18 protein-coding genes are annotated in these 20,580 nt (G+C 35.6%); 16 read left to right on the top strand and 2 right to left on the bottom strand.

Annotated elements, in window-relative coordinates; translation table 11 throughout:
* Positions 1-271: 271 nt before the first annotated feature.
* The 9 genes from PHP31_03265 to PHP31_03225 all read left to right on the top strand — a co-directional run bounded on the left by PHP31_03265 (position 272) and on the right by PHP31_03225 (position 11,853).
* Positions 272-550 (top strand): type B 50S ribosomal protein L31, encoded by a 279-nt coding sequence (locus tag PHP31_03265; GenBank protein ID MDD3738294.1) that lies wholly within the window; start codon positions 272-274, stop codon positions 548-550.
* A gap of 158 nt (positions 551-708) precedes the next feature.
* The gene (locus PHP31_03260) at positions 709-1,899 is read left to right on the top strand and encodes a putative sugar nucleotidyl transferase (protein ID MDD3738293.1); all 1,191 of its coding nucleotides are present in this window, start codon (positions 709-711) and stop codon (positions 1,897-1,899) included.
* A 128-nt stretch (positions 1,900-2,027) separates the two neighbouring features.
* Entirely contained in the window at positions 2,028-4,445 is a 2,418-nt protein-coding gene (lon, locus tag PHP31_03255) for an endopeptidase La (GenBank protein ID MDD3738292.1), read from the top strand.
* A gap of 122 nt (positions 4,446-4,567) precedes the next feature.
* Positions 4,568-5,545 (top strand): hypothetical protein, encoded by a 978-nt coding sequence (locus PHP31_03250; protein MDD3738291.1) that lies wholly within the window; start codon positions 4,568-4,570, stop codon positions 5,543-5,545.
* 13 nt (positions 5,546-5,558) lie between these two features.
* Positions 5,559-7,574, top strand: coding sequence for an alpha amylase C-terminal domain-containing protein (locus PHP31_03245; protein MDD3738290.1), 2,016 nt, complete (start codon positions 5,559-5,561; stop codon positions 7,572-7,574).
* Between the two features lie 63 nt (positions 7,575-7,637).
* Positions 7,638-8,018 (top strand): SRPBCC domain-containing protein, encoded by a 381-nt coding sequence (locus PHP31_03240; protein MDD3738289.1) that lies wholly within the window; start codon positions 7,638-7,640, stop codon positions 8,016-8,018.
* A gap of 10 nt (positions 8,019-8,028) precedes the next feature.
* Positions 8,029-10,950 (top strand): FAD-linked oxidase C-terminal domain-containing protein, encoded by a 2,922-nt coding sequence (locus tag PHP31_03235; GenBank protein ID MDD3738288.1) that lies wholly within the window; start codon positions 8,029-8,031, stop codon positions 10,948-10,950.
* Complete coding sequence (locus PHP31_03230; GenBank protein MDD3738287.1) at positions 10,951-11,487, top strand: NUDIX domain-containing protein; 537 nt, start codon at positions 10,951-10,953, stop codon at positions 11,485-11,487.
* 6 nt (positions 11,488-11,493) lie between these two features.
* Positions 11,494-11,853, top strand: coding sequence for a hypothetical protein (locus PHP31_03225; protein ID MDD3738286.1), 360 nt, complete (start codon positions 11,494-11,496; stop codon positions 11,851-11,853).
* 286 nt (positions 11,854-12,139) lie between these two features.
* Here the strand turns inward: PHP31_03225 and PHP31_03220 are convergent, their stop codons facing one another.
* Together PHP31_03220 and PHP31_03215 are read right to left on the bottom strand one after the other, a co-directional pair.
* The gene (locus PHP31_03220) at positions 12,140-12,802 is read right to left on the bottom strand and encodes a response regulator transcription factor (protein MDD3738285.1); all 663 of its coding nucleotides are present in this window, start codon (positions 12,800-12,802) and stop codon (positions 12,140-12,142) included.
* A gap of 54 nt (positions 12,803-12,856) precedes the next feature.
* Positions 12,857-14,731: a tetratricopeptide repeat-containing sensor histidine kinase gene (locus PHP31_03215; GenBank protein MDD3738284.1), complete on the bottom strand. Its 1,875-nt coding sequence runs from the start codon at positions 14,729-14,731 to the stop codon at positions 12,857-12,859.
* Between the two features lie 264 nt (positions 14,732-14,995).
* On the opposite strand from PHP31_03215, the gene PHP31_03210 reads away from it, so the two are divergent.
* The 7 genes from PHP31_03210 to PHP31_03180 all read left to right on the top strand — a co-directional run bounded on the left by PHP31_03210 (position 14,996) and on the right by PHP31_03180 (position 20,506).
* Positions 14,996-15,835: a transketolase gene (locus PHP31_03210; GenBank protein MDD3738283.1), complete on the top strand. Its 840-nt coding sequence runs from the start codon at positions 14,996-14,998 to the stop codon at positions 15,833-15,835.
* Positions 15,836-15,844: 9 nt separating this feature from the next.
* Positions 15,845-17,239 carry a VWA domain-containing protein gene (locus PHP31_03205; GenBank protein ID MDD3738282.1) on the top strand — a complete coding sequence of 465 codons (1,395 nt, stop codon included), beginning with the start codon at positions 15,845-15,847 and terminating at the stop codon, positions 17,237-17,239.
* A gap of 21 nt (positions 17,240-17,260) precedes the next feature.
* A complete protein-coding gene (locus tag PHP31_03200; protein ID MDD3738281.1) occupies positions 17,261-18,658 on the top strand; it encodes an NfeD family protein in 1,398 nt (465 codons plus the stop codon).
* Positions 18,659-18,664: 6 nt separating this feature from the next.
* Positions 18,665-19,306 carry a hypothetical protein gene (locus PHP31_03195; protein ID MDD3738280.1) on the top strand — a complete coding sequence of 214 codons (642 nt, stop codon included), beginning with the start codon at positions 18,665-18,667 and terminating at the stop codon, positions 19,304-19,306.
* Positions 19,307-19,318: 12 nt separating this feature from the next.
* Entirely contained in the window at positions 19,319-19,531 is a 213-nt protein-coding gene (locus PHP31_03190; GenBank protein ID MDD3738279.1) for a DUF2892 domain-containing protein, read from the top strand.
* 87 nt (positions 19,532-19,618) lie between these two features.
* A complete protein-coding gene (locus PHP31_03185) occupies positions 19,619-19,948 on the top strand; it encodes a YegP family protein (GenBank protein ID MDD3738278.1) in 330 nt (109 codons plus the stop codon).
* Positions 19,949-20,011: 63 nt separating this feature from the next.
* A complete protein-coding gene (locus PHP31_03180; protein ID MDD3738277.1) occupies positions 20,012-20,506 on the top strand; it encodes a prolyl-tRNA synthetase associated domain-containing protein in 495 nt (164 codons plus the stop codon).
* The last annotated feature ends 74 nt before the right edge of the window (positions 20,507-20,580 follow it).

Raw genomic sequence — 20,580 nt, 5'->3', positions numbered from 1 at the left:
TTGGATCGCAAAGGTACAATAGGATTATAAGAAATGCAAAATATGATTGTTACGAAAATGTTAAGTTTTGGAAAGTTGTTTTGCAAAGTATTGATAAAAATGTTAAAATCGGGCATTTTGGCTATTAGCTGTTAGCCGTTAGCTGAGTACAGCCAAAAGCCAAGAGCTAAAAGCCAATTAAAAATATTTGAAAAAAAATTATAATAATCTTGCCAATAATAAAAAGTTGTGTATCTTTGCAAATTCAAAAAAGAAAAAGATATTATTGACTATGAGAAAAGACATTCACCCAAATAATTATCGTTTAGTTGTGTTTAAAGACATATCTAATGATGAAGCATTTATCACTCGTTCTACTGTGGCTTCCAAAGAAACCATAGTTTGGGAAGACGGTAAAGAATATCCGCTTGTTAAGTTAGAAATTTCTAACACATCACACCCTTTTTATACCGGTAAGATGAAACTTGTTGATAGCACCGGACGTGTTGATAAATTCCGTCAGAAACAAGAAAAATTTGAACAGCTCAAAAAACAGAGACAACAAAAATAATAAATGCGTTTTTTTTGTTTTCATTATAAAAGTCCCATAACTACGGGACTTTTTTTTGTTTCTATTATTTTTTCTGAAAAATTTATTTAGTTTTGTACGACTTTTGTATGAGTTCATTTTTAAATCATTGATTTCCTAAATTAAACCCAAAAAAACATATGAGCAATTATATTTTATTCGATGAGACTTCAAATCGTATTTCGTTACGTCCATTGACTTACTTTAAGCCGATATCGCAGTTGCGCGTTGGCATTCTGACTATTGAAGAAAAATGGAAACATTATTTCAAAGCCGAGATGTCTAACCTAAGCGACGACTACCTATCGGAACTGTATCCGCTGAATGTAACCGACGACAACGTTTTGATAAACAGTAGCGTACTCCCCGGCTCCAACTTGTTTAAAGCTATTAAAAAACTTAAAAAAGATACAACGCTTACTAGTGACGGCTATTTGATTGCTATGAGACTTACAGCCGATAATCTTGCAAGTCTTAGTTCGGGCGATACTGCCGATTTGGACTCTGTCGAATACAAAGAAGACTTCAATCGACTTAAAAACACATGGGATATTGTAAAACTCAACAAACAAGAAATAATAAACGACTTTGAACTCATCACATTCGGTCGTGAGTCTGCGTATTTGTCGGAAAGCAATATGGTTTATGGCAACAACTATTTTGTTGAACCCGACGCCGATGTTGAAGGTTGCAGTATTGATACTCGACACGGACCGGTTTATATTGGTAAAAATGCTACCGTTATGCAAGGCTCGTATATAAGAGGACCTGTCGCCGTATGCGATACAGCCACAGTAAAAATGGGAGCCCTTTTGTATGAAGGAACTTCGGTTGGTCCACATTGCAAAATAGGTGGCGAAGTTTCAAATAGCATATTAATGAAATTTTCGTCGAAAGCACACGACGGATACTTAGGCGATTCGGTTATTGGCGAATGGTGTAACTTAGGAGCCGGCACAACCACCAGTAATCTTAAAAACAACTATAGTCCCGTTAAAATGTGGGACTACGAAAACGAAAGGTTTTTGGACACTAAAATGCAGTTTTTGGGATTGGTATTAGGCGACCACAGCAAAATAGGAATTAATACAATGTTTAATACCGGAACTGTTGTTGGAGTATGCTGCAACTTGTTCGATAGCGGTTTCCATAGGAATTTTGTTCCGTCTTTTTCTTGGGGAAAACCGTCCAATTATCAAGAGGCAGATATTGAACATATTATACAAACCGCCGAAATCGTTATGAAACGCCGAAATGTTGATATTTCGCAAAAAGATATAGATGTTTTCAAACATATAAAAGAATTATCACTCAGATATAGGTACTTATAACCATTTTTGTCATTACCGCATAATTAAGTGTGTCAAAATTGCATATTTTGCATTAGTTTGCAAATAATTTTGACTATGGTATGTTAGTTGATATTAAAAAGGCGAATATTAATGCATTTTTTAATTTGATGAGAGAATATAAAATTTATAATTCTGAGATAGATGATTCATTAGACGGAGGTTTTATCCCGATAATGGCAGGAGAAGACAGCCTTGAAACAGACACAAAGGACATTCCTACGGCATTGCCAATATTGTCGTTGCGCGATACGGTCTTGTTTCCGGGAGCAATTATTCCAATTTCCATAGGAAGAGAAAAATCAATAAAACTAGTAAAAGATAATTACAAGAAAAATAAGCTGATAGGTGTTGTCGCTCAAAAACAAGCCGATACTGACGACCCAAAACCGGAAGACTTGTACACAATAGGAACTTTTGCCTATATTGTGAAAACATTACAACTGCGAGATGGCAACACCACAGCTCTCATTAAAGGCAGCGGTCGCTTTGAGATTACAAATTTTATTCAGGAAGAACCGTACATTTTAGCGGAAGTCAAGCCTTTTAACGATGTTAACAAACGTCGCAAAAACAATCAAAAATTTAATGCTATAGTCGATATAATAAAAGACTTAGCTATTGAAATTGTTGAAAAAGTTGGCGGAAGTGCCGAACATGACAAAATATTTGCACTCAAAAACATTGAAACCCCTATGCTTTTGATAAGCTATGTAGCTTCTAATTTAAGCGTTTCTACCCAAGAAAAACAAAGGATATTATCTATAAACGATATTGACGAAAGAGCCAAAGTTATTGTGGAGTTGCTTTCGAGGGAACTCCAATTGGTTGACCTTAAAAATCAGATACAGAGTAAGGTAAAACACGAAATTGACAAGCAACAGCGCGACTATGTGTTAAATCAACAGCTTAAGCTAATACAAGACGAGTTGGGTAGCAACCCAAACGAAGACCAAATAAACCAACTTAAACAAAAAGCTAAATCGAAAAAATGGCCCAAAAATGCGTATGCTGTCTTTGAAAAAGAATTGTCGAAACTATCGCGAATAAATCCCATGTCAACCGAATATTCGATGCAACTCAACTATGTTGACATCCTTGCCGATTTACCTTGGGAAACATACACACAAGACAATTTCGATTTGGAGCGTGCACGCAAAATCTTAGATGAAGACCACTTTGGCATGGAAAAGATTAAGGAACGTATCTTGGAATATTTGGCGGTGCTGAAACTTAAAGGTGATATGAAATCGCCGATTTTATGTTTGGTAGGACCTCCCGGAGTTGGTAAAACTTCGTTGGGAAAATCTATTGCACGTGCTGTAAACAGAAATTATGTGCGAGTTTCTCTTGGCGGTCTTCACGATGAGTCGGAAATTAGAGGACATCGCCGCACGTACATTGGAGCTATGCCGGGAAGGATTATTCAAAGTATCAGAAAAGCTAAGACTTCAAACCCCGTTTTTGTTTTAGACGAAATTGATAAAGTTTCGGGTATGAATGTAAATGGCGACCCTTCGGCAGCACTGCTTGAAGTGCTTGACCCTGAACAAAATACCGCTTTTTATGATAACTTTGTAGAAGTTGAATACGACCTGTCTAAGGTTATGTTTATTGCCACCGCAAACTCATTATCGAATATCCACCCAGCTCTACGCGACCGTATGGAAGTTATTGAACTTAGCGGTTACTTAGTTGAAGAAAAAATCGAAATAGCAAAACGCCATCTAATACCAAAACAACTGAAAGAACACGGCGTTAAAAAGTCTGACATATCTTTCCCAAAAGCTACATTAACCCAAATTATCGAAAATTACACCTTAGAGTCGGGTGTAAGAACTTTGGATAAAACAATTGCTAAAATAGTCAGAAACAGAGCTTTACAAATTGTTGCCGACAAACCTTATACAAAAAGCATAAACAAAAATCAGTTAAACGAAATATTAGGAAAGCCATTGTTCAACTACGCTACAAGCTATTCGGGCAAATCTTACGGCGTTGCAACTGGATTGGCTTGGACTCCGGTGGGAGGACAAATTTTATTTATTGAAACTGCTTTAAATAAAGGCAAAGCCGGACTTACTCTCACAGGCAACTTAGGCGATGTTATGAAAGAGTCTGCAATCATTGCTTTAGAATATTTAAAATCGAAAGCTAACGAATTGAAAATTCCTGTTGAACTTTTTGCTGAAAACAGCGTACATATTCACGTTCCCGAAGGTGCTACTCCAAAAGACGGTCCTTCGGCAGGAATTACAATGTTTACTTCGTTGGTATCGGCATTTTTGAAAAAACCGGTCAATCCTAAATATGCTATGTCGGGCGAAATAACGCTTCGTGGCAGAATATTACCAGTTGGAGGTGTAAAGGAAAAAATTCTGGCGGCAAAAAGGTCGGGAGTAACAGATATAATACTTTGCTCGGATAACAAAAAAGATGTTGACGAAATAAACCCTAAATATATCGAAGGTCTTAACTTTCACTATTTGGAAAACATGTTAGATGTGGTTAAAATTGCTTTGCAGTAGTTTTAGCTTGTTCGCAACATTATTTTCTCCAAACATTTGCTCAAATAGAATAATATAATTCGTTTTATATTTTTTTATTATTTTTGAACAAAATATTTTTGTTGAAATAATTTGAGCTTCAAATGAGGATATTCAGAAACATACTGATAGTTTTGTTGGTGCTAATACTATCGTGCATTGCGGTCGGGTTTTTCCTACCCAAAAACGTAACCGTTAGATGTAAAACAACGATAAAAGCTCCTACCTACTTGGTTTACAGCAAAGTTGCCAATATGCAATGGTGGAACGAATGGGTTACTTGGATTAAAGATTCCGACTCAATTAACAATATTATCGATATTGACGGCAATATTTTAGGTTTAATCGACAGAAGAAATTCTTACCAATACTATTTAAAACATTCGTTTCAAAAAGATTCCTTGTACTTTGTGTTCGATTTTTCCGACGAAGGCAAAAGTGCTTCTACATTTTATTTTATTCCCGAAGATAGCTCCACACAAGTAGTTTGGACTTTTGAAAGCAAACTTGGAAATAATCCTATTTCTCGTTGGTTGGCATTACGAACGGACAAATTGGTCGAGCCGGAAATGGAGAGAAGTCTGCAAAATCTGCAAAACCTATTTACCAAAAACGAAGTTTGTAATTATAATTCTATTTCAAAAGTCTGGCTTTACTACGACAATATTGCTTGCGAAACAGATTCGTGCCTGCACAACGACTTTTTTGAAAATCTAAAAAATAAATATACAAAAACGCAAACCTACTATAAGCAACAAATTGACACAAATCCATTGGTTTATATTACCAAAATTGACAGTTCATTAATTCATTACAACCTTATTATTCCGCTACAAAACGAAACTGTTTATTCAAAAAAACTACTATTAGATTCAATTTTAGTTCTTAAACTTCCATTTTTCGGTGAATATAAGCACAGCACAAATGCTTACGATGTTATTATCAATTACGCCAAATTAAACAACATAGCCATTGACAGCACTCAGTTTGAAGAATATCCGCTTTCGTTCTACAATAGCAATAATCCTTACCCCGACACGACATTCATATACATTCCGATAATACAAGGTTCTAATCGTTAAAAAATGCAGTACTATGAGTAAAAATTTGGAACTAATAAATATCGACCCTTGGTTAAAGCCAGCCGAGAAGAGTTTAACGGAGCGGCACAAAAGGTTTGTGAACAAATTAAGCGGTATTGAGAAAAAACACGGTTCCATTTCCGAGTACTCAAACGGATATATGTATTATGGAATTAACCACAATAAAGTAAATAACACATTCACGTACAGAGAATGGGCTCCCAATGCAAAAGAATTATTCCTTACAGGCGATTTTAACGATTGGAATAAATATTCGCATCCACTGACTAAAATCAATAAAAGCGATTGGGAAATTGTTTTAGATGCAAATTTATATGCCGATAAATTTGTGCACGGCAGTAAGGTCAAAGTCATTGTTGTTAGCGACATCGGCGAACATTTCAGGATTCCGGCATATATAAAACGTGCCGTACAAGACGATGATACCAAAAATTTCAGCGGTCAGGTTTGGTTTTCAGAGCCTTTCGATTGGTTTGAGTTTGAAAACAAGATTGAACGAAACAACTTGTACATATACGAGGCTCATATCGGTATGGCGCAGGAAAAGGAAGGAGTTGGTACATACGCCGAATTCACCCAAAATATTTTGCCTCGCATAAAAAAAGCCGGTTATAATGCAGTGCAACTTATGGGTATTCATGAACACCCCTACTACGGCTCTTTCGGATATCACGTTTCCAATTTTTTCGCTCCTTCATCGCGTTTTGGAACTCCCGAAGAGCTTAAAACTCTGATAAATACTGCTCACAAGATGGGTATTGCCGTTATTATGGATATTGTACACTCGCATTCGGTTAAAAACCTGAATGAGGGTTTAAACAAGTTCGACGGCTCGGCTAATTCGTACTTTTATAAAGGAGATAAAGGCATCCACCCAGATTGGGATTCGTTACTGTTCGACTACGGCAACGAAGCTGTGCAACACTTTTTGCTTTCTAATATTAAGTATTGGATTGAAGAATTTCATTTCGACGGATTCAGATTCGACGGCGTTGGCTCAATGCTGTACGAGCATCATGGCAATGAGATGTTTGACTCTATAGACAAATATTTTAACTCGTCTGTCGATGAAAATGCAATTTTGTACCTGCAGTTAGCCAACGAGCTTGCTCACAGCTTAAATCCAAATTTTATTACCATAGCTGAAGATGTTAGCGGAATGCCGGGATTAGCTTATCCTTCCGACGAAGGCGGTATTGGCTTTGATTACAGATTGGGAATGGGAATACCCGATTTTTGGATTAAAATGCTGACAGATGTTCCCGACGAAAATTGGAATATACGAGAAATTTGGAATGTTTTGTGCGACAGATTGTATTATATCAAAACGGTTGCCTACGCCGAATCGCACGACCAAGCCATGGTTGGCGATAAAACTATTGCTTTCCGACTTATGGATAAGGAAATGTACGATTTGATGCAAATAACAGACCGAAATCACATAATTGACAGAGGTTTGGCTCTGCATAAACTTATACGATTTATTACTTTGGCTTTGGGCGGACAAGCATATCTGAATTTTATGGGAAACGAGTTCGGACACCCCGAATGGATTGACTTTCCCAGATTAGGCAACAATTGGAGTTATAAATACGCACAAAGAAAATGGTCGTTGAATGACAACAAAGACTTGAAATATCACATGCTTGCCAACTTCGATAGAGATATGATTAGCTTCGCTAAAAAAGCAAACCTATTAGATGGAGGTTATGGAAACATTTTAAAAATTGACGAAGAAAATAAGTGCTTAGTATTTGAAAAAAGCGACTTGATATTTGTTTTCAATTTTAATACCAATAAGTCTTATGAAGGATATGAAGTACCGGTTAATAGACTTGGATTTTACAAAATTGTCTTCAACTCAGATAAGCCCGAATATGCCGGTCATAATCGAATAGATGATTCTATGTTGTACGAATCCAAGACGGAAGAAGGTTCGAAACCGTTTATCAAAATGTATTTGACTAATAGGACAGCATTAGTATTTCGCTACGATAAATTTATGTAGCTTATTTCAAAGGTATTTGTGGAGATATAATAAATTTGCATCAATTATTTTCAAGATTAGAACATGAAAAACATAAAAAAGACATATAAAATAAAGGCAGAAGCCTGCGACGTTTACACGGCTCTCACAAATCCGCTTACAATAGAGTTGTGGACTGATTCCGAAGCCATTATGAGCACCGAGCCAAACTCCGAATTTTCATTATTTGACGGAGATATCGTTGGTAAAAATCTGAGATTTGAAAAGGACAAAACCATTGTGCAACAGTGGTATTTTGATGGAGAAGACGAAGATTCGATAGTTACAATAAATTTGGAACAAAAAAACGATATTACTGTGGTCGAGTTGCTTCATATAAATATTCCGGACGAAGCTTTTGAAAACATTTTAGACGGTTGGGACAACTACTACTTTAAAGCTATAAAAATGCTTTTGGAAGACTAAACTGCAAATAATGGATACCCACACAATACAGCAACTTAAAAAATCTATTAAAGGCGACGTTGCATACAGCGAAGCCGACAGGATAATGTACTCTACCGATGCTTCCGTTTATCAAGAAAAGCCGGCATTGGTAGTTTATCCTAAAAGCTCGTCGGATATTGTGAATATTGTTGTTTGGGCTCGTAAAAACAAGTTAAGCATAATACCCAGAGGAGCAGGCACATCGCTTGCAGGTCAGGTGGTTGGCGAAGGCGTTGTCGTTGATATTTCCAAACATTTGAATAAAATAATAGAACTCAACGTTGAAGAAAAATGGGTTAAAGTGCAGCCCGGAGTTGTATTAGACGAGCTTAACATGTATTTAAAACCCTACGGATTGTTTTTTGCTCCCGAAACTTCTACTGCCAACAGGTGCAATATAGGCGGCATGGTTGGAAATAACGCTTGTGGCTCGCATTCGTTGGTTTATGGCAGCACCCGCGACCATTTGCTTGAAGTTGAAGCAGTTTTAAGCGATGGTGATATCGTAAGTTTTGGAGAATTGTCGTCAGATGAGTTTTTAGAAAAAATGAAACTGAAAACTTTGGAAGGCGATATTTATAGAAACCTCTACAATTTACTTTCTGATGCCGACAATCGCAAAGAAATAGACAATCATTACCCTGTACCTGAACTTAAAAGGCGCAATTCAGGATACGCATTGGATATTTTGAAAAACACAGAAGTCTTTACAGATAGCGGAAATAAATTCAATTTTTGCTCTTTATTAGCCGGTTCTGAAGGCACGCTATGCTTTTTCACCGAGCTGAAACTCAACTTAGAACCTTTGCCACCGCCACATAAGGCATTGGTTTGTTCGCATCATAATAATATTTCCGAAGCTCTTTACGCTAACTTAGTTGCTCTTAAATGCAATCCTGTCGCCATTGAGCTTATGGACGAGACGATACTTCAGCTATCTAAAAACAATTTGGCTCAGCAAAAAAATCGCTTTTTTATAAACGGCGAACCTGCAGCGGTGCTTATCATAGAATTTGCCGAAAAGTCGGATGAATTGTTGGACAACAAATGCAAAGAAGTAATTTCGGAACTGCAAAAAAATAATTTCGGTTACCACTACCCTATTATTAAAGGAAACGATATCAATAAGGTGTGGAGTTTGCGAAAAGCCGGTTTGGGCATACTTTCCAACGTTAAAGGCGATGCAAAACCCATCACTGTTATTGAAGACACAGCCGTTTTGCCCGATTATTTGCCGCAATACATAGCAGATATTAAACAATTGTTGGAAAAACATGATTTATCTTGTGTATATCATGCTCACGTGGCTACAGGCGAGCTACATCTACGTCCTGTTATTAATTTGAAAACCAAAGAAGGTGTCAAAAAATTTGAAACTATTTCAACCGAAGTAGCCAAATTGGTTAAAAAGTACAAGGGCTCTATCAGCGGCGAACACGGCGATGGACGATTAAGAGCAAACTCTTTGCCAATCGTTTACAGCGAAAAAATTATGAATATGTTTAGCGAAGTTAAAAATGCTTGGGATTCTGAAAATATTTTCAATCCGGGCAAGATTATAAATGCTAAACCTATTACTTCTTCGCTAAGATATGACACTGACTCCAATCCCTTTAAATTCAATACAATATTCAGGTACGAACATACCGAAAATATATTGCGAGCTGCCGAACAATGCAACGGTAGCGCCGATTGCCGTAAGAGTACGACCGTAGGCGGACTTATGTGTCCGAGCTATATGGCTACTCAAGATGAAAAAAACTCTACACGAGCCAGAGCAAACCTGTTACGATACACTTTGACGCGAAACAACAGTAAAAATCCATTTATAAGCAAGGAACTGCATCAAGTTATGCTGACTTGCTTGGCTTGCAAGGGTTGCAAAAACGAATGTCCCAGCAATGTTGATATGACTAAGTATCGAGCAGAGTTTTTTTACAATTGGTACAAAAAAAAGGGTATTCCGCTACGTACTTTCATAATTGGCAATATTGCTAAAATTAATGAAATAGGACAACTTGTCCCAAAAATATATAACATATTTGTTACCAACGCTTTAACATCGAAGTTTATTAAGTATTTTATGGGATTTTCTCAGAAAAGAAGTTTGCCTACGCTGTCGAAAAAATCCTTGTCGAAGTGGTTAAAATCGTATGACCAAATTGCTGGCAACACCTTAACTAAAGTTGTTTACCTTTACATTGACGAGTTTACAAACTACAACGATGTTGAAATCGGTAAACTATGTGTAAAAAGTTTGAACAAGTTAGGATATTACGTCAAAAATTTGGGTGTAACCGAAAGCGGAAGAGCTTATTTTTCAAAGGGAATGCTTAAAACAGCAAAAAGAATTGCGAATAAAAACATCAAAACTTTCGGCTCATTTATTTCCGAACAAGCTCCGTTAATCGGCATTGAACCATCGGCAATTCTATCTTTCAGAGATGAATATCCGTCTATTGTCGATGAAAATTTAATTTCGGCAGCAAACAAAATAAAACCTTATTGCTTGCTTTTTGAAGAGTTTATTTCCATGAATATAAACAACGGTAGCATCACCAGCGAGATGTTTACAAACGATGAGCGTTTTATAGAGTTTCACGGACACTGTCATCAAAAATCATTGGTAGGGACAAACTGCACTATACAGATGTTGTCTTTGCCGAAAAATTATCACGTTAACGAAATAAAATCGGGATGTTGCGGAATGGCTGGTTCTTTCGGCTACGAGAAAAATAATTACAAAATATCGCAACAAATAGGCGAATTAGTCCTTTTTCCTGCAATTAGAGCCACCGACGAAAACACTATTATAGCTGCCAATGGAACAAGTTGTCGGACTCAAATCCTTGATGGAACAGGCAGAAAGGCTATGCACCCAATTGAAATTTTTTATAATTCTTTAAAATAAATGAATAAATTCAGTCCCCAAAATCAGTTTGTTTATTGTCCGAAATGCGGACAAAAATCTTTACAACATAATGATAAATGCATCACCTGTAAAAGCTGCGATTTTGTTTACTATATAAATATGAATGCCGCAGTTGCCGCAGTTATCTGTAACGACAAGCAGGAAATTATGTTTGCTGTTAGAAAAAACGATCCGCAGAAAGGTAAGTTAGACCTTCCGGGTGGCTTTGTGGATTTGAGTGAAACTGCCGAAGAAGCCATTGTACGAGAGATATACGAAGAACTTGGCGTTAAAGTTGTAGAAATGAGTATTATCAACACCTTTGTCAATAATTATTTATACAAAAATATTGAGTATCAAACTCTTGACATCATTTTTAAGGTTAAAATAAATTCGTTTAAAAATATAAAACCTGCTGATGATGTAGCCGATGTCGTTTTTAAAAGTTTAGACTCGGTAAATTTTGATGATATCGCCTTCAAATCGATTAAAAACGTTATACTTCACATTCAAAACAACCCTGAACTGATAAATTGAAATTGTATGCAGACTGTAAAATTTAATCAGATAAAAGACTCTACACTTACCGACAAGATCGTTTTAATCGAATTTGATACTCTGCACGAAAAAGAACTAATGCCCGGAATATTGCTTTTCGATATTCCGAAAAATTATATCCCAACAAGTTTAACAATCAAGACAAATCAAGTATTATCTGATTTTAAAATTGAAGACGGTGAGCAAACTGTTATCTTTTCTGCCGATAATGTTAACGTAGGCTCAACGATAATAGAAGCTCACGCCGATAAGTTTGATAGCAGCATGCCAACATTGAATGTTTCGTATTTTTGTAAAGATGAATTGGTTGAAGTTGATATTACGGTTGAATGTAGTAGGATTTGATTTTTTTAGCAAACTTTCTTCTTTAAAGTTTATTTTTTGCCGTAAAGCTAAATAGCCGTTAGCTATTAGCTATTGGCTTTTTTGTGATTGCTTGTTCCGAGAATTCGGGAGTGGTCGGTGATGAGTGATGGGTGTCTTGCATAATTCCACTATTAAACCAGTAACACGTTATTATTCCCCATTTTCGGCATTTCGATACACCGATATTTCGCTATGCTCAATATCGGCACTCAATGACCAAAAATGTCATAACCCGCACCACGTAACCCGCAACCCGCAACCCGCATCACAGCTCAATTATTTTATTTTTGATAGCAAACTTAACTACTTCAGCAATGCTATTAAGGTTTAGCTTTTTCATAAGTTTGTCTTTGTGCCCTTCAACAGTTCTATGACTTATACACAACTTCTCGCCTATTGCCTTAGAGCTCAAACCGTCGCTCATCAGTTCTATTATTTCAAGTTCGCGAGCGGTAAGCGTATCTAAAATATTTTCCGATTTTTTGTTACCCGATTTTGCCAAATATATTTGGTATATTATTTCCGAAACGCTTTTTCCGTAAAATTTTTCGCCGTTACAAACCGCTTCCATTGCATCAATTACGGTTTTTGTAGGTGCGGTTTTGTTAATATACCCTTCGACATCTATTTCTAAAAGTTCTTCAACAAATTTTGCATTAACTTCCGAAGAAAGTATTATTATTTTCAAATCCGGATAATCTGCTTTTAATGTCTTAGCTATTTCAACACCGTTTGTATCCGGCAGCATTATATCCAAAAAAATCAGATCGGGTAAGGGATTGTTTTCTATAAAATTATAGGTGCTTAAACCGTTTTCTGTTTCGTGAATAACTGCATTTTTGTAGTTGCTTTTTATCATGGCAACCAATCCAAACCTAAACAGAGCGTGGTCGTCGACAACTAGTATATTTGGTTTACAAGTATCCATTAATGGCAGTTATATGATGTGTCGTGCAAAGGTAAGAAAAAAACATCAATTATTTTACCTTTTTAGCTCAAACGATACTACAGTACCCTCCCCCAATTTACTGTTTATTACAAGATCGGAATTATGCTCTTCAATCATTTCTTTACAAACAGTCAATCCTATTCCACTACCTTTTTCTCCACCGGTTCCTTCGCTTCTTGTTCCTCCTTTCAGACTAAAAATGTTTTCCACTTGATTTTCCGACATGCCTTTCCCGTAGTCAACAACATTGACAACTACTTTTTCGTCAAAAACATCAACATTAACTCTAACAACAGAATCGGGATAAGAAAATTTTAATGAATTGTTGACCAAATTCCTAATAACTGTTGAAATCATTACTCTATCGGCAAACACGTATAAGCTTTCGCTGAGGTTAGTTTCGATAGTAATTTTTTTATTACTCGAATATCCTGCATACAAAGACATAACTTCTTTAACAACCTCGTACAAGTCGAAATTTATCGGATTAAACTTAATTTTACCTGTTTGAATTTTTGCCCAACTAAGCATATTTTCAAGCAAATCTATTTGGTTTTCAGAGCCTTCATATATGAGTTTTAAATAATTCAAACGCGACTCGTCGTCTAAATCATTATAGTATTCAATAACGTTGTTTACTGCTATTTTCTGTGCCAAAGCAGGTGTACGCAAATCGTGCGAAATTATAGAAAACAGTTTATCTTTAGTTATATTTAAATTTTCCAATTTATTGATATATTTTTTTCTTTCCGACAACATTCGAAGCAGAATTATATTAAACACAATAAACAGAATAATAAAACAAATAACAAGTATAAGTACGGTTCTAGTTGTTCTCAATCTTTGTTGTTGTTCGGCAATTTGTTTTCTTTTGTCGGAGTTTTTATATATAGCGTCGTATCGACTGCGGTCAATGTTAAGTTCTTTTGTTTTGGTTTCAATTTCAATAGCCGATATTTTTTTTAGTGTATTATACGCATTTTCGTATCTTTTGTATTTGCCATAAAAACTTTCCATTGTTTTCAATATTTCCAATTCTACATTTTTCATGTCGTTTTCGGAAGCTATTGCCAATGCCTTATCAAACATACTTTGAGCGATATAGTAATTATCGATAGCACTATGCATTAGTCCTTTATTGACAAATACCATTGCTAATTGTTCTTTATCGCCTATAATGGCAGCTAAGTTATCTGCCTCAGTAAGAAGCTCTTCAGCCTTATCAAATTTGCCAGTCGCAATGTAGACTGATGCCATGTTTACCATGATATTACAAATCGAAGATGTATCTTTTACAGTCTTTTGTATATCCAAAGCTTTTGTATAGTAATTTATTGCCGAACTCGCATCTCCTTTAACTTGATAAATATTTGCTATATTGTTTAACACTATAGATTTGCCAAGATCGTTATCCATTTCATCAACATACTTTAAAGCCTGATTATAGTAATATAAAGCCTGTTCTATATCGTCTAAATAATAATATAATACTCCTATACTTATTAGTATTCTTGCCGATATTTCTTTCTGATTATATTTTTCGGCTATATTGAAACCTCTGTACAAAATAGGTAACGACTTATTGTTATAACCAATCTCCAAATATGCCGTTCCTAACAAAAAACAAAGTTTGGGAAGTTCCTCCTCAAACTTACCATCAGCATCAACAAAGTTTAAAGCTTTTTCGTATATATCAACTGCCTCTCTTGATAGGTTGTTCAATTCGTACAACTTGCCCAATTCGTAATAAGCAGATAACTTTTTTTCTGCGTCTGTAGTCTTTTCTAAAACCTGTAATAACGAATCCGATACATGGATAAATGGATCTTCCGATGCAAATGAAAATGACGACTTTAATATTAATAATATCAACGTCAGAACATAAACAAAACTTTTATTAAGTCTCATACAATTTGCATTATTCGATTTCAATGCAAATTTAAGATAATTTTTTAAAATCGAAAAGTTTTAATCAAATAAAAAAATCTCAACTGTAAAGTATAACCCTAATTAAAATATAAGCAGTAACTTACAAACAAATTCAAAAAGTCCTAATATGAGATAAATGTTACTTTACATTTTTAAAACAAACACCAATAAAAATTATTTATCAAAAAGTTTATTATTTAGAGTAAACTTTTAATTTAGCAAAAAATAAATGCAACTTGTAATATGACAAATTCTGAACTTCTAAATTATTCAACACAAATTCGTCGCGATTGTCTACGAATGATACATTCGGCAAAGTCCGGACACCCTGGTGGATCTTTAGGTTGTGCCGATTTTTTTACCATAATGTATGCCGAAATTTTAAATTATGATGTGAAAAATTTTGCTATAAACGGCAACAACGAAGACGTGTTTTTTCTATCAAACGGACACATTTCGCCGGTTTGGTACAGCACCTTAGCCCGTTTTGGATTTTTTCCGATAAGCGAACTTTCAACATTCAGAAAATTAGAATCACGCCTACAAGGACACCCTACTCCGAGCTTCAATTTGCCCGGAATCAGAATTGCTTCAGGCTCATTGGGTCAAGGCTTGTCGGTTGCCTTGGGTATGGCACAAAACAAAATGCTTAACAATGATAATAGCGTTACTTTCTGCCTGATTGGTGATGGCGAAATACAGGAAGGGCAAATATGGGAAGCTATTATGTACGGCGGAGCTAAAAATGTTAAAAATATTGTTGCCGTTATCGACTACAATAACAAGCAAATTGATGGCGATGTTAGTGATGTTATGGCTTTGGAAAGTATTAGAGACAAATGGACTTCGTTTCATTGGAATGTTATGGAAATGGATGGACACAACTTTGACGACATGCGTAAAGTTCTTACCGAAGCAAAACAACAAAGCAGCAACAAACCCGTTGTTATTATAATGCACACTCATATGGGGCAAGGCGTCGACTTTATGCTCGACAACCACAAATGGCACGGCACACCGCCAAATGATGATGAAATTAAGATTGCTCTAAGTCAGTTAAAGGAAACCTTAGGCGATTATTAATATATTTTGATGTTAAAAAAAACAATTAAATACTCTGTAGCTGTTGTTTTGTTTCTGACTTTATTTTCAACAAATACACATAGTCAAACTGTTGAAAATATTGAAAAAACGAAACCTGTAACACGTATTTTGTTTATTTTCGATGCTTCGCAGAGTATGCTTGGTAGATGGCAAAGCGATTCGAAATTCAATATTGCCCGAAAACTGATGTACGAACTTTTAGATAGCATTAAAGGCGTACCAAATACACAAATAGCGCTACGTTTGTACGGACATCAGTATCAGTTTCCACCGCAGGTTTGTAACGACACTAAATTGGAAGTTCCTTTCGGCAATAATAATATTGAAAGAATTAAACAGAAATTACAAAGCTCAAAAGCAAGGGGTACAACTCCCCTATCATTCGCTATGGAACAAGCTGTTAAAGACTTTGCCGATGATGAAAACTCTAGAAATATTATAATCTTAATAACAGATGGAATAGAAGAATGTAACGGCGACCCATGTGCAGTTTCGGCTATGTTGCAGAAAAACGGAATCGCTCTTAAACCTTTTATTATCGGGATAGGCAACGATTTTAACGAAGCTTTCGACTGTGTAGGAACTTACTTTGATGCAACTAAGGAAGAAGATTTCAAAAAAGCCCTTAATGTGATTATTTCTCAAACGTTAAACTCAACCACGGCGCAAGTAAACCTTTTGGATATAAACGAAAAACCTACCGAAACAAATGTAGGTATTACGTTTTACGACCAAGTTTCGGGAAGAATTGTTTACAATTTTATACATACTTTCAACAATAGGGGTTTACCCGACACTATTGTAATCGACCCTTTGATAACATACAGGGTTGTTGCACACACAACTCCACCGGTACAAATCGAAAACGTTACAATTACTCCCGGAAAACATAATATTATTGCCTTAGATACGCCACAGGGTAAGCTGAAACTGAAGATGAACACTTCTAACCTTTACACCCAAAATCTGAATTATGCAATTTCACACACAAATGATTGTAAGCCTTTATTGATAAACAATTTTGAACGCGAACACAACTTTATTGTTGGCGATTACGATATTGAAATTTTCACCTTACCAAAAATAGAAATTAAAGATATAAACATTGCACAAAGTAGCACAACAACTATTGAAATTCCGGAACCCGGAATATTAGTCTTGCGAAAAAATTATCAAGGTTCGGGTATTATACAAAGCTACAGCAACGATGTACTAACAAACATTTACACGCTTAAAAACTCTTTAACATTAGAAACGCTTTACATGCAGCCGGGCAAATACAGGGTAATTTTTCGTCCGCAAAATTCAAAATCGACAATTTATAATGTGGAAAAAGTTTTTACAATATCATCGGGAAAAACAACAGACATACAATTATACTAACTAATTGACTTACACTTAAATATGACAAAACAGCTAATAAAAAACACTATCTTAATACTATTGCTAATCGGCGGAATAGCAAATATTTCGATAGCTCGAACATCGGACACTACGCTGATTTACACGTACACAATCGACAATGAAATATCAAAGGCAGCCGTCAGACGAACTCAAAAAGCCTTAAAGGAAGCCAATGAGATTAAAGCCGATGTTATTTTATTACGACTTAACACCTACGGTGGTCAGTTAGTTGCAGCCGACAGCATCAGAACTGCGATACTTAATTCAAAAATTCCTTTTTGGGTTTTTATCGACAATAACGCTGCATCGGCGGGAGCATTGATATCAATAGCTGCCGATAGTATTTTTATGCGACAAGGAGCTAACATGGGAGCAGCAACCGTAGTCGACCAAAAAGGCGATAAAGTTCCCGATAAGTACCAATCGTACATGCGTTCGTTGATGAGAAGTACAGCCGAAGCCAAAGGCAGAAACCCTGATATAGCTCAAGCTATGGTCGATGAAGATGTTGAAGTTAAAGGTGTTTCGGAAAAAGGTAAAATTCTTACCCTAACTGCTGACGAAGCTCTTAAAGTTAAATATTGCGACGCCATAACCGAAAACATGGACGAAATTTTAGAATTTGCCAAAACTGAACAGCATAAAATAGTCCACCAGGAAATTAAGGCAATGGACTCGGTGATAGAATTTCTGACAAACAGTATAGTTTCCGGAATACTTATCATGATGATAATAGGCGGAATATATTTAGAATTCCAATCGCCTGGAGCTATATTTCCTATAGTAATTGCCGCTGTTGGTGCGTTATTGTACTTTGCACCTTTATACATTGAAGGTTTGGCAGCCAATTGGGAAATTGTAATTTTCGTCATAGGAGTGATTTTGCTGGCGATAGAAATATTTGCTTTCCCAGGTTTTGGAGTTTTCGGCATATCGGGTATTACACTTATGGTTGCAGGCTTAGCTTTTGCTATGATTGACAATTTTTATTTCAAATTTCCGGTAAATGCTTCCATACAAATATTTAAAGCGTTTGCTATTGTAATTATTGCGTCGTTTACTTCTATTATTTTTTCGTTTTTTATTGCTAAAAAATTATTTGGTGGCAAAACAATTTTCGGAACATTATCGCTTAGCGAAGAACAAAACAAAGACTTTGGCTACTATTCGGCTCCCAAAAACACCGAAACGCAAATAGGCAAAACAGGTGTTGCCTACACAGACCTACGTCCGTCAGGAAAAATCAAAGTTGGTAATGAAATTATCGATGCAACTGCAATGGTAGGTTATATCGAAAAAAACGAACAGGTCAAAATTGTGAGCTACTCGCACGCACAGTATATGGTAACAAAGGTAAAAACAAACAATAACACCGAAACCGATTCGGAAAATTTGTAAACAATTATGATGAAAAAATTAAGCAATTACGCAAAAGCTGTACTATTTCTAATAATAGCAATAATATTGATTGTTTTTGTTGTAAAACTTTCGAGTATAAAACTAAGCGAATCGAAACAAAGCGTTAACAATATTATTGTTTTGGAAAAGCTGCGAGCAGCTGCTAAATTGGTTATTTGGGAGCAAGATTTTGTAATTAACAACGTTGCCGAAAAGGAAAAAAAATATTTTAATTTAGATTTTCTCACCTTTCAGGAAAAAGTTATAACATCGGCAAGAGGAAGAATAGGTTTTCACATCGACTTAGCCGACACGATAAACACTAAATTTGTGGTAAAAAAAGACCTTATAGAAATACATGCTTCGCTAGAGCTCACTTATATCACCATCGACAACAGTACTATAAATCAAATAAGAGAAGCTTCTATTGATCCGTCTATAAAAATTGATAAGGAAGAAATTGTGAAAAACCTTAACGAGTTGGCACTTCGCGAACATCTAAAACCAGCAATACTACAAGCAAAGGCAGCAAATTTATCGGAACAGGAAGAAAATTTGGAAAGACTTACCAACAGAAAAGTGAAAATTTACATCACTCAATACCCCACAATTGATGGTGCACTGAAAAAAATTTTAAATAAAGGATAAAATTTTATACTTATGAAAAAAAACATTGGAAATACCGACAAAACCATTCGCTTATTAATTGCTTTAATAATTTTTGTTGTGTTGTTATACAGCGATATTCTTGCTTCTAAAACCGGAATTGTATTAATAATTTTGGCTATAATAATTGCAATAACCGCATTAGCAGGCTACAGCCTGATTTACCGAATTTTTAAAATTAACACGGTAAAAAAGAGAAGGAAATAACATTTTAATAATGTAATTGTCTGACTTTTTGGTACGAAACTTGCGTAGCAATCAGTATCATTTATTAATTCTTAATTTATAATAACTATGGGAAAATTTGTTATTTCAACAAGAAAAGACGGCGAATTTCAGTTTAATTTATTAGCCGACAACGGTCAAATTATTTTATCGAGCGAAGGTTACAAAACAAAGCAATCGTGCATGAACGGTGTAGAATCGGTTCGTAAAAATGCAGCTGCCGAAAGATTTGAGACAAAAACTGCAAAAAACGGCAAGTTTCATTTTGTTGTGAAAGCCACAAACGGACAAGTAGTAGGTTCGAGCCAGTTGTACGAAGCTGAAGCCGGTATGAATAACGGTATTAAATCTGTTATGAAAAATGCACCCGATGCTACTATAGACGACCAAACTTTGTAACATAATTTAAACTTTTACCAGGCTCATTATCAAACTGATGATAATGAGCCTTTTTGCATAAATATGAGAGGAAATCCAAAACTTTACGAAATATTAGAAAATCTGAATATAAAATACGGCTACATGGAGCATCCCGAAGCTCCAACCATTGAAATAGCCAGACAATATTGGGAAAATGACAAAGCCGTTCATTGCAAAAATATTTTTTTCAGAAATCACAAAGGTAACAAGCACTATCTTGTAATAATCGAACATCAGCAAAGACTTGATATTACCGATTTGGAAAAACGTTTAAAACAAGGTAAACTCACGTTTGCTTCAGAAAAAAGATTGGACAAATACTTAGGCGTAAAACCCGGTTCGGTTACTCCGTACGGCTTAATAAACGACACCGAAAAGCACGTCGTAGTTTTCATCGACGAAAATCTTGCCAATGTCGAAAGAATAAGTTTTCACCCATGCGTAAACACTGCATCGATAAGTACAAGTTGGAGCGATTTTATAAAATTTTTGAACCACTGCGGCAATACTTATCATTTATTAAAACTATACGATTAGTAAATTTTAGCATTAAATTTACATCTAAAACACCGAATAAGATACATAATTAAGAAGTGTTTAGTACTTTTGTA

It is taken from the genome of Lentimicrobiaceae bacterium, from assembly GCA_028697555.1.
In the GTDB taxonomy this organism is placed as follows: domain Bacteria; phylum Bacteroidota; class Bacteroidia; order Bacteroidales; family UBA4417; genus UBA4417.
Note: the sequence above shows the minus strand (reverse complement) of the source record. Positions and strands in the feature narration are given on the sequence as shown.

Excerpts from the sequence above, each read along its gene's own strand:
- PHP31_03180 (MDD3738277.1), top strand. The coding sequence starts at position 20,012 with ATGAGAGGAAATCCAAAACTTTACGAAATATTAGAAAATCTGAATATA.
- PHP31_03235 (MDD3738288.1), top strand. The coding sequence starts at position 8,029 with ATGGATACCCACACAATACAGCAACTTAAAAAATCTATTAAAGGCGAC.
- PHP31_03185 (MDD3738278.1), top strand. The coding sequence starts at position 19,619 with ATGGGAAAATTTGTTATTTCAACAAGAAAAGACGGCGAATTTCAGTTT.
- PHP31_03200 (MDD3738281.1), top strand. The coding sequence starts at position 17,261 with ATGACAAAACAGCTAATAAAAAACACTATCTTAATACTATTGCTAATC.
- PHP31_03240 (MDD3738289.1), top strand. The coding sequence starts at position 7,638 with ATGAAAAACATAAAAAAGACATATAAAATAAAGGCAGAAGCCTGCGAC.
- PHP31_03190 (MDD3738279.1), top strand. The coding sequence starts at position 19,319 with ATGAAAAAAAACATTGGAAATACCGACAAAACCATTCGCTTATTAATT.
- PHP31_03250 (MDD3738291.1), top strand. The coding sequence starts at position 4,568 with ATGAGGATATTCAGAAACATACTGATAGTTTTGTTGGTGCTAATACTA.
- PHP31_03265 (MDD3738294.1), top strand. The coding sequence starts at position 272 with ATGAGAAAAGACATTCACCCAAATAATTATCGTTTAGTTGTGTTTAAA.
- PHP31_03230 (MDD3738287.1), top strand. The coding sequence starts at position 10,951 with ATGAATAAATTCAGTCCCCAAAATCAGTTTGTTTATTGTCCGAAATGC.
- PHP31_03210 (MDD3738283.1), top strand. The coding sequence starts at position 14,996 with ATGACAAATTCTGAACTTCTAAATTATTCAACACAAATTCGTCGCGAT.
- PHP31_03245 (MDD3738290.1), top strand. The coding sequence starts at position 5,559 with ATGAGTAAAAATTTGGAACTAATAAATATCGACCCTTGGTTAAAGCCA.
- PHP31_03205 (MDD3738282.1), top strand. The coding sequence starts at position 15,845 with ATGTTAAAAAAAACAATTAAATACTCTGTAGCTGTTGTTTTGTTTCTG.
- PHP31_03225 (MDD3738286.1), top strand. The coding sequence starts at position 11,494 with ATGCAGACTGTAAAATTTAATCAGATAAAAGACTCTACACTTACCGAC.
- PHP31_03220 (MDD3738285.1), bottom strand. The coding sequence starts at position 12,802 with ATGGATACTTGTAAACCAAATATACTAGTTGTCGACGACCACGCTCTG.
- lon (MDD3738292.1), top strand. The coding sequence starts at position 2,028 with ATGAGAGAATATAAAATTTATAATTCTGAGATAGATGATTCATTAGAC.
- PHP31_03215 (MDD3738284.1), bottom strand. The coding sequence starts at position 14,731 with ATGAGACTTAATAAAAGTTTTGTTTATGTTCTGACGTTGATATTATTA.
- PHP31_03195 (MDD3738280.1), top strand. The coding sequence starts at position 18,665 with ATGATGAAAAAATTAAGCAATTACGCAAAAGCTGTACTATTTCTAATA.
- PHP31_03260 (MDD3738293.1), top strand. The coding sequence starts at position 709 with ATGAGCAATTATATTTTATTCGATGAGACTTCAAATCGTATTTCGTTA.